The sequence below is a fragment of the Pseudomonadota bacterium genome, assembly GCA_026388255.1.
Lineage (GTDB): Bacteria > Desulfobacterota > Syntrophorhabdia > Syntrophorhabdales > Syntrophorhabdaceae > JAPLKB01.
Genome location: JAPLKC010000010.1, coordinates 48,125 through 57,341, shown reverse-complemented (window position 1 = coordinate 57,341; position 9,217 = coordinate 48,125). Strand labels below are relative to the sequence as shown.

At 41.8% G+C, this 9,217-nt stretch carries 8 protein-coding genes; 7 read left to right on the top strand and 1 reads right to left on the bottom strand.

What is annotated here, in order from left to right; translation table 11 throughout:
- Nucleotides 1-701: hypothetical protein (locus NT178_00590; protein MCX5811035.1), on the bottom strand; the 701-nt coding region annotated here is incomplete at its 3' end.
- A 296-nt stretch (nt 702-997) separates the two neighbouring features.
- Between NT178_00590 and NT178_00585 the strand changes: the two genes are divergently transcribed.
- Genes NT178_00585 through NT178_00555 form a run of 7 tightly spaced genes read left to right on the top strand, consistent with a single transcriptional unit; the run spans nt 998 to nt 9,144 of the window.
- Nucleotides 998-1,774, top strand: coding sequence for a prepilin peptidase (locus NT178_00585; protein MCX5811034.1), 777 nt, complete (start codon nt 998-1,000; stop codon nt 1,772-1,774).
- 22 nt (nt 1,775-1,796) lie between these two features.
- Nucleotides 1,797-5,726, top strand: a complete 3,930-nt coding sequence (locus tag NT178_00580; GenBank protein MCX5811033.1) for a hypothetical protein — start codon at nt 1,797-1,799, stop codon at nt 5,724-5,726.
- Nucleotides 5,723-6,259: a GspH/FimT family pseudopilin gene (locus NT178_00575; GenBank protein MCX5811032.1), complete on the top strand. Its 537-nt coding sequence runs from the start codon at nt 5,723-5,725 to the stop codon at nt 6,257-6,259. Before NT178_00580 ends, NT178_00575 begins: the two co-directional genes overlap by 4 nt.
- Nucleotides 6,234-6,623 (top strand): prepilin-type N-terminal cleavage/methylation domain-containing protein, encoded by a 390-nt coding sequence (locus NT178_00570; GenBank protein MCX5811031.1) that lies wholly within the window; start codon nt 6,234-6,236, stop codon nt 6,621-6,623. The genes NT178_00575 and NT178_00570 overlap by 26 nt, the downstream gene beginning before the upstream one ends.
- 14 nt (nt 6,624-6,637) lie before the next feature.
- Nucleotides 6,638-7,753 (top strand): PilW family protein, encoded by a 1,116-nt coding sequence (locus NT178_00565; GenBank protein MCX5811030.1) that lies wholly within the window; start codon nt 6,638-6,640, stop codon nt 7,751-7,753.
- A gap of 13 nt (nt 7,754-7,766) precedes the next feature.
- Nucleotides 7,767-8,399, top strand: a complete 633-nt coding sequence (locus NT178_00560; protein MCX5811029.1) for a hypothetical protein — start codon at nt 7,767-7,769, stop codon at nt 8,397-8,399.
- Complete coding sequence (locus NT178_00555) at nt 8,389-9,144, top strand: hypothetical protein (protein ID MCX5811028.1); 756 nt, start codon at nt 8,389-8,391, stop codon at nt 9,142-9,144. The genes NT178_00560 and NT178_00555 overlap by 11 nt, the downstream gene beginning before the upstream one ends.
- The last annotated feature ends 73 nt before the right edge of the window (nt 9,145-9,217 follow it).

Genomic DNA, 9,217 nt, shown 5'->3' with positions numbered 1-9,217 from the left:
TATACATTATGTAAAATTCCGTCTATTCTGAAACGAACAATACTGATATCCCTTTTCGGCTCAAGGTGAATGTCGCTTGCCCTTTGTTCAAATGCATAGTAAAAAAGATTATTTACCGATTGAACAATCGGCCTCGAGGCATGATCCTGAGAACCTGAAATTTGCAGGCCCTTATGCAAGCGCTCTAAATTGCCCAGGTCTACAGTGCTGATTTTTCCATGAAGAATCATTTCCTGTTCTGCAGCGGATAATGAGTCCATCAGGCCATAAGTCATATTAAAGACACTGTTTATGTTCTTTTTTGTACAAAGCACTATTTCAACCTTTAATCCTGTCATTTTTGCAATATCATCAAAAGGATAATGCAAAAACGGGTTAGAAATGGCAAGGGTCAGGGTATCGTTCTGTTTTTTTATAGGGATTAGCCCATAGGCTTTGGCAAATTTACCGGGTATCATTTCTATGATTGCCCGCGAATCAAGTTCCAAAGGATCAATTTTGACAAATTCAATCCCCATATATTCTGCTAAAACCTTTAGGAATACCTCTTCCTGTACAATATGCATATCCGGTATTATATCTTCTATCTCCTTTTTAGAAGAGGCTCTGGTTTGCTCAACTTCAATGATTTGCTTTTCAGAGATAAGATTATTTTTGGTTAAAATAGCGTATAAGTCTTTTCTATCTATATTTTTCAGCATGGCATAAGCACCTTTATATCCAGGGTTTCTAGCCTGCCTGAACCACGGCTTGCACCTGAGCGGCAGTTTTTGTATTTGTCAAAGATAACATAAAATAATTTTAAATGTAAGGTTGTGTGCAATATATTTTTAAGGGTGTTGCTCCCTATAAAACAGGAATCCTCACTTATAAGTAAATTTAAATATCTTCAAGGGGATTCATCTAAACAATGAAAGGATGTGATAAGCGTGACAAATATCATTGACAAGAAAATAAACTGAGACTATAAAATATAATGCAATGAAAGAGGCCAATAATGAATATGATCAACGTTCTTGTTCCCATATTTGGTTCAATTGTCGGTAGTTTTCTTAATGTATGTATCTACAGGCTCCCTCGAAACAGGTCAATAGTCATGCCTAATTCATTCTGCCCTACCTGTGAAAAACCTATAAAGCTTTACGACAATATTCCTATAATAAGTTATCTGTTGTTGAGAGGCAAATGCAGGCAATGCAACGCTCATATATCGATAAGATATCCCATAGTGGAGTTTATAACCGCCTTTCTTTTCTTTATGCTTTTTAAAAAATATGGCCTTTCCCTTGAATTGTTTATCAGTATGCTATTTGTTTCCCTGCTTATTGCCATATCCTTTATAGACCTTGATTTTAAAGTCATTCCCGATGTTTTAAGCATGGGGGGTCTGATTGCCGGTTTTATTCTGGCTTTTTTCAGAAAACCCTTTTTCTTTTATAAGGATGCTGTTTATGGTATCTTAATAGGCGGAGGTATTCTTTTTATTATTGCCTATGTTTATAAGTTTTTTACAAAAAAAGAGGGCATGGGCGGCGGTGATATAAAGCTCCTTGGAATGATAGGCGCTTTTTATGGACTTAAGGGGGCTGTATTCAGTTTTTTGTCCGGTTCTTTTATAGGTACTCTAATCGGTATACCGTTAATGCTGATAAAAGGGAAAGATACAAAGTACGCCATTCCATTCGGTCCTTTTTTGTCCCTGGGGGCTTTATTTTATTTGTTTATGGGAGATAGGTTTATATATGGCTTTCTTCACTTTATATCAAGAAGATAATAAAAAGGGTGGTTATCGTACCATGAAAAAAACAGTTTTGCTTTTTCTCTTAATTTTTACCGGCCTAATAGGTGTTGCAGGGGCAGCGATGAATGACTATTGTGTTACCCCTGCTACAAGCTCAACTTCTACAAAACCGAATATATTGATCCTCATGGACTATTCCGGAAGTATGCAGTTTCCGGCTTACATAACATGCAATTATGACACAAGCGATCCCTATGACGGCCAGGTTGTTCAGTGCAGGACGCCCAGTTCGTCCGCCACGGATAACTACAGTACAACAAAGACCTACTACGGGTATTTTGATACATCCAAATACTATAAATATGCATCGAGCAAGTTTCAGGTTAATACCACCTGCACTGATACCAACAAGATCGGAAGCAGTAACACCTGTATATCCGGTAATGTTTTGAACTGGATTACCATGACAAGGGTAGATGTTTCGAGAAAGATATTAACAGGCGGCAGAACAAGCACCGGCAGTTCGGACATTTATCAGAGTGAAGGTGCGAGGGTGGTTTATACGGATAACAGCGGCAGTCTGAACTGCACATTTACTATTACTACCACAAGCACTTCAGGCGCCGGGAGCACCAAGGCGAGGACGCTTGCAATCGCTAATCGAAGCGGCTATACATGCCCATTAGGTACCTTAAGCGCCAGCGATATTGATGTAGAACCGCTAAGCCCGAGCACCGATAAAGGGCTGATTCAGGATTTTTACGACAAAGCTACCTTTGAATTCATGATTTTCAATACAGCATATAAGGGGAAATTGCTCTCTGCTAAAGATGCAACGCAAAGCTCACTGATTGCCGCATTAACCAATGAGCAACCATATGACGGAACCCCTACAGGTGAAGGACTCTGGGAAGCCTACGATTTTTTTAAGCAGAGCAGCGATCATAGTTATTATGCAAACACAAGCGATATTAGTGCCGGTAGCGGAGTCAAAGACCCTTATTACGATGGAACCGGCTCCAGCAACACGGCTGTTCCATGCAGGAAATGTTTTGTTTTACTCATATCCGACGGCGTCTGGAACGATAGCGTTGACCCTGTGGAACCTGCGAAGACGATGCGCACGACTGATCTGAGGACCCTCACGGGAACACAAAACGTTACAACGTATGTAGTCTATGCCTTCGGAGACAAGGATCCGACGACGAAACTCCAGGGACAACGGGCAATGATAACAACTGCCATATTCGGGGGTTTCGACGACACCGATTCTAACGGATGGCCTTACCCCTTCACAGGCTATCCTTCCAGCAGTAAAACCGTAACCTACCCGAGAACCCAATGTGATCCGGCCAACACATGGAATGCGAGTTGTAAAGAATGGGATAAAAACAGAACCGGTTTGCCCTATAATTTTTTTGAAGCCGATGACGGCGATGCATTGGAAACGGCGATACTGAATGCCTTAAACGACATGCTGCGCAGGGCGTCATCGGGAACAGCGGCATCAGTCCTTGCTTCGAGCGAAGGCAGCGGCGCAAATATTTTACAGTCTGTTTTTTATCCAAAAAGGTTGTTCACAGATACTGAAATTGACTGGACAGGGGAAATACAGAATCTCTGGTACTATATCGACCCCTACCTTCAGAGTACATCCATACGGGAGGATACAAATCTTGCCGGCACGAGCGGCGCCAGCATACTCAATCTCACTGATGACTATGTGATAAAATTTTATTTTGACACCGCCGATAACAAGACAAAAGCAAAGAGATATTCAAGCGCTGCCGACGGCTCAAGTGAAACATATGTTGATACTGTGGCTCTTGAGGATATAAAAAACCTCTGGGAGGCAGGCACATTGCTCTTTCAAAGAAATCTCTCAACCTCTCCCAGAACAATATATACAACTACAAGTGGAAGCTCCTTTTTGGCAAATAACTTTTCAACTACAAATAAAACCACCTTGAGTTCATACTTGCAGGCTGCCGATGCTACTGAAGCCGAGAAGATTATAAATTTTGTGCATGGCACTGATCAGACAGGATATCGAAACAGAACTGTGACAATATCGGGAACATCAGGGGTATGGAAGCTGGGGGACATAGTAGCTTCAACCCCGCGCCTTCAATCTTCAATACCGTCGAACAGCTACCATTTAAAATCGCCTGACGGCTATTCGGATTCCACGTACCTTGAATACATTCAGGACAGTAGTTACCTGAGCAGAGGAATGGTATACGCCGGAGCGAACGACGGCATGATCCATGCCTTCAAACTCGGCAAGCTCGAACAGACATGGAGCGGACAGGGGACTAACGATAAAGCCAAACTCACAAACCTTGATACTACTACCGCTCTCGGGTCAGAAGTCTGGTCGTTTATACCAAAGAATTCCCTGCCATATCTTAAATACATGGCTGATACAAATTACTGCCACCTGTATTTCATAGACTTGCCTCCCTTAGTGGTTGATGCAAGCGTTGTTGCAGGAACAGGAAGCGAGTCCGCTACAAAAACAAAAAGCAGTTGGAAGACAATCCTGATTGGCGGTATGGGATTAGGAGGAGCAAGCAGAATTACAAGCGATTCCTGTACCACCGGCTCATCCGGCACCTGTGTTAAAACCCCGATTACAGACCCGTCGGATTCAACAAAGGGTTTGGGATATTCTTCTTACTTTGCCCTTAACATTACCGACCCGAACAGTCCTTCATTGTTATGGGAATACTCAAATACTGCACTCGGTTTTTCCACATCCGGCCCTACTATTATACGCATCGGCGCTGAAAATGTGTGGAGCAGTACCGTAAGCTATACAGCAGATCAATATGTAAAATACAACGATAAATTTTATCGCTGCACACAGGCATATGACTATCCGCCCGCCAAGGAACCGGGTATTGATACTGCCTACTGGGAAGAGACAGGACCCTTCAGCAATGGAAAATGGTTTGCCGTTTTTGCATCAGGCCCTACGGGCCCGATTGATGCCACAAACCACCAGTTTTTGGCCACTTCGGATCAAAACCTGAAGCTTTTTGTCCTTGACTTGTATTCAGGTTCTGCGACTGTGATTGACACAGGCATTACCAACGCCTTTGGCGGTTCTCTCTACAATGCAGCATTTGATGCTGAAAAGGGTGATATTGCTTCTGCCGGCAGGTACAGCGACGATGCATTATACCTTGGTTATACACAGAAGGATACATCCACATCAACCTGGACAAAGGGAGGGGTGTTGAGGGTCACAACAAAGGAAAGCATGAATCCTGCAAACTGGGTTGTAAGCACCGTGATTAACAATATCGGTCCTGTTACAAGTGCTGTCACAAAACTTCAGGACAGAAAAAACACGAATTTATGGCTCTATTTCGGATCAGGCAGATTTTATTACCGGTACGGTACTACAATGGATGATCCAAGAGGTCAAAGGGCCCTTTACGGGCTAAAGGAACCCTGCTACACAACATCAAATACTATTGATAAAACTTGTACAAGTTCAATAAGTTCAGGACTTGATAATCAGACTACATCCCCAAGCGCAACTCTGGCTACGGGAGCAACGGGCTGGTATATAACTCTCGATGCAGCAACCCAAAGTGACGGGACAACAGCAGCCACAACCGATGCAGAAACCGTTAATGGAGCAGAAAGGTTGGTTACAGACCCTCTCGCTGTATTTTCAGGGGTAGTTTTCTTTACCACATATGTCCCCTCAAGCGATATGTGTACATTGGGCGGTAACACGTATGTCTGGGCTGTAAAATATGACGCGGGCAACCAGGCCGGAGGTCTGACAGGCCAGGCAATCACCCAGGTGTCCACCGGATCGATTCAACAATTGTCTTTGTCATCAATATTTACAGGAAAAGAAAACAGAAGAACTGCGTCAATTCTGGGTATGCCCCCAAAAGGGCAGGGTTTATCAGTGCTGGTTGGCCCGCGCCCTTTAAAAAGAATTTTGCACATAAGGGAAAAATGAAACATAACGGGTTTTCATTAATCGAACTGCTTGTTGTTATAGCCATAATCGGTATTCTGGCAGGACTGGGGGTTGCAAATTTCGCAGGATTGTCAAGAAAATATAATGTGGATAATGAAGTAAGGAGGATGTATTCGGATTTAGCAAGTGCAAGGATTATGGCAATGAACAAAAACAGAACGCATTTTGTCGCACTTACTGCGACCGGTTACACGGTATATGACGATAACAGTCCTGCACCGGACGGCGATGGGGCGCTCACAGTAGGATCGGATGCAGTTGTACTGAGGAGCAATCAGGCATTAAATCTGAGCACAGTGAGATCTCAGGAATTTTATTCAATTGCCTGGAGCGGGGGTACCCCTCAGGTTGTATTTAACTCAAGGGGACTTGCTACAACACTGAATACAGTTTGTGTATATTCAACTGTTCAACCGCTTTATGATTGCATAGAAATTTCAGTTTCAAGGATACGTCTGGGAAAATTGACAACTCAAGGAGTTTGCAGTGCCGCCAACTGTGTGTCCAAATAATAAAGGTTTTACACTGATTGAAGTTCTGGTTGCCAGTATTATATTAACAATCAGCATGCTGGGCGTACTTCAAACCATTACGTTTTCAATGCAGCAAAATCTCAACAACTTCTCAAGGGATGAATCCGTCAGGATTGCAGAACAAAGAATGAATGAGTTAAGAAATTCAGGTTTTACTTCCCTTGCAAACGGTAATTCTATTGTAACAAGAAGTTTTAAAAATTTTACAAAGAATTTCAGCGTATCCTGGACTGTGACTGCTCTGACGACAAACAGCGTTGCCATTCAGGTAGTGGTTAGTTGGACGATAATAAGTAAAACATATTCTCACAGCATAACATCAATAGTAAGCAGAGGCGTTTGAAGGTATGCATAATTATGTATAAAAGACAGATTATATATAAAAGACAGAGCGGTTTCAGCCTTATCGAGCTACTCATAGTTACTGCAATTATTTCAATTGTTATCATTATAAGCTCAGATACATTTACAATTATTTTGAAACAATCAGGACAGCAGGTCAAGGTTGTAGGCTCGCAGATAGACAGCATTATCGGCATTAACGTATTACGCTCCGACATCGAGCATGCCGGTTACGGATTGCCCTGGAAGTTTCAAACCACCCCTTCAACTACCAATTACGAAGCTGCCACCGCAATAACCGCCAGCACATATAACGATTTGCCGCCCAATCTGCCGCGCGCTGTCTTAACGGGGAACGATACGGGCTATAACAGTTCCGACTACCTTGTAATTAAATCTACATTGGCCGGTACAAGCGATACTGCCCAGAGATGGACTTATATTATTAAAGGCAGTACCCCCAAAGTATGGAACTCCACCAAACTTGATCTTACAAACGGAGCCAGGGTTATAGTTATTAAACCGAAGGTAGACGATAACTCTGATAACGAATTAGTCATGAACGGTACAACCTTTTTTACGCAATATAACAGCGCCACTTTCGCCGCAGCATTTTCTCCCACGAAAACTTCAGAGAGATTCCTTATATATGGTGTTGATCTTGATACAGACTTAAGGATGCCATTCAACAGGGCTGATTATTTTATTGCACGACCTACCACTAATATGCCGGCCTCCTGTGCTGCAAATACAGGCATTTTATATAAAGCCACCGTTAATCACGCAGACGGCCTGCTCACTGAGATGCCTCTTATCGATTGTGTTGCCGACATGCAGGTGGTTTTCCAATTAGACACAAACAACGACGGTGTTGTTGATTCTCAAAGTAATAATATTTCAACGCTTAGTGCCAAACAAATAAGGGAACGGGTAAAAGAGGTAAGGGTGTATTTACTGGTTCAGGAAGGACAAAGAGATACGTCTTACACGCATTCACCCTCAATAATCACTATAGGGGAATTTGGACTGGGAAGAGATTTTAATCTGGCAACAATTATCGGTACAGGCTGGCAGAATTACAGGTGGAAAGTTCATACGCTTGCAATAAAGCCAAAGGAATTATATCAATAATAAGAGGATTTTAATGAAATGCCTATCTGGTAAAAAAGGCGTGGCCCTTGTAATGGTATTGATGATAGTCGCCATAACCACTGCCATGGTTGCAGTAGTTTTATATTTTATTCAAAAGGGAACAGAAATTTCAGCGCTTGAAAAAAAATATGAAACTGCAAAAGAAGCCTCGCTTGGAGCAATAGATGTATTTACCAAGGAGATTATTCCATTGGCTATTGTTACAGCAAGCACCGCGCCAACCGCCTCTTTAACAACTGCCCTCGCAAATTTCAATACCATAACAAGCGCCACAGTGACAGCCGTTGCAACAAACGCCTGCTTCAGCGATAAATTGCTAAAATCAACAGCAAGTTGGGCAACAGGTTGCAGCAGCACATCAGATCCGAAGACCTTGCCGGATATTAGATTTACTCTCTCGGGTACTTCTGCCGTACCTTTCGACGTTTATACAAAGATTGTTGACACGATTAGCGGTAATACAAATACGAGCGGTGTAACACTGGAAGGGGCGGGGGCTGCAGAATCGTCAGGAGGCATGGTAGCTACTCAACATTTTCCTTACATGTATCGGATGGAAGTTCAAGGCGAAAGGCAGCAAACTCCATCTGAAAGAGCAAGTTATGAAGTCCTCTATGCCTATTAAAAGGAAGAAAAAACCCATTTTTGTTGCAAAAAAGAATGTTTCAATAAAAAAAAAGATATATCTGCTTTTCCCTGTATTGATAATTTTATTAATAATCGGATATTTATTTTATAAAGGAAATAAGTATTCAATTAAAACTGATAAATCGGATTCTCATTCAATCGCTGGTATACAGACAAAACCGGAAATTGAGGAAGACGAGAGTCTCCTTCCTGTAATTAAAAAAGCAAAGTTTCAGCTTGAATCAGCAGATAATATTGACAAATTGAGAATTATCATAGAAGAAACGGATAGTAATAAAAAAAGCATAAGATATAATTATGAATGGTTTAAAAATGGTGAGCCCTTTGGCAATAATACCGATAACATTACCGGGTTTAAAAAGAATGATAAAATCGATCTTAAAGTTACACCATTTGATGATAAAAGATATGGGCGGCCAAGACTATTGAGTATCGAGATATCGCGCGTTACACCAAAAATAGTTGAGAATAAAGAAATAAGTTTTGATGGAAATGAATTGTCCTATCAGGTAAGAGCTATTGATCCGGACGGAAATGCACTTAAATACTTTTTGATTGATCCTCCAAAGGGCATGACAATCGACAACAAGACGGGAATGATTCGTTGGCAGGTTAAAAACGAAAACTACGGCAAGCAGGACATAAAAGTCAGGATAGCGAGTGCTAACGGGAGCGAAGTTATTTATCCGTTAAGTATTTATCTTGCTAAAGTTGCTGAGTGAGGGGCCTCCAGTCATACTTCACAAGGTATGTAATTAAAGACTGCAATAATTAGTCTATCTGTTTAAAAAAAGT